The 1,008-nt window shown below is 40.2% G+C and carries 1 protein-coding gene; it reads right to left on the bottom strand.

Annotation, left to right across the window (positions count from 1 at the left end):
• Positions 1-124 precede the first annotated feature (124 nt).
• Positions 125-673 (bottom strand): tyrosine-type recombinase/integrase, encoded by a 549-nt coding sequence (locus E2L07_RS20585; RefSeq protein WP_053432365.1) that lies wholly within the window; start codon positions 671-673, stop codon positions 125-127.
• Positions 674-1,008 lie beyond the last annotated feature (335 nt).

Below are 1,008 nucleotides of genomic sequence, written 5' to 3'. Positions count from 1 at the left end.
TCTTTGTCATGCACATTTTTGAAAATACAATGAAAATAATGAGTGTGCAGGCCATTCCAATCCAATTTCCAGTAATTTTGGTTCATTTCACCCGGAAAATTGTTATTTATTCCGAGACTCTATTTTATAAATTCACATTAATCCGCGGGATGGTTTGTTCATTTTTTGCAATGCCGATGTAGCGCAACGTTTGTGCCGGGGTTTGGTGGTTGAACCTCTGTTGCAGCAACGATAGGGCGACTCCTTGGCGATAGGCATGGTATCCGAACGTCTTTCTCAACGTGTGTGTGCCGATCTGATCTGTTAAGCCAACCTGGAGCGCGGCTTGTTTAATGATGCGGTATGCGTGCTGTCGCGTCATCGGCTGATCCGGGTTGGTGGAGGCAAACAAACAATGTTGTTCCTGAAATTCGATAAAATGGGCATAAAACTGGAGCGCTTTTTTCACTTGGTCATTCAAATATACAATTTCTCCAGATTCTAGCTGTAAATAATCTTTCGGCTTCTGTCCGTCATATACGTCCTTTATTTTTAACGCCAGTAACTGAGATATTCGCAGACCTGTGTTGATACCAATTGTAAAGAGGAGATAATCCCGTGGTGACTTCTTTTTGAGCGACCGTTTTATCGCCTGAATCTGATCCACATCGCGAAACGGTTCTACATATTCCATCGCCATCCCCCCTTTTAAGCTTGTTACATATTATTATACTATCATTATATTAAGTCACATTCAAAAGATGTGCTCTTCTGCATAAAAGTAAAAGCCTCCCAGACCATATCTGGGAAGCCATTTTTCAAAAATGCTATAAATCAATCCAATAACCTCCGATGTTTACCGAAGTGATCGTCTTTTTCGTACCATCATCTCCTATCATATCCATAGACTCTCGGCATTCGCCGAGCTTTGTGGTTCAAGGATTTTCCTCAAACCAATTTATTTCATCCCTCCTATTTTAGGTGGGATTTTTTAATGTTCATTTTTTAAAACTGGAAATTAATTATCAA

The organism is Halalkalibacterium halodurans, assembly GCF_004376175.1.
GTDB classification, from domain to species: Bacteria; Bacillota; Bacilli; order Bacillales; family Bacillaceae_D; genus Halalkalibacterium; species Halalkalibacterium halodurans.
Note: the sequence above shows the minus strand (reverse complement) of the source record. Positions and strands in the feature narration are given on the sequence as shown.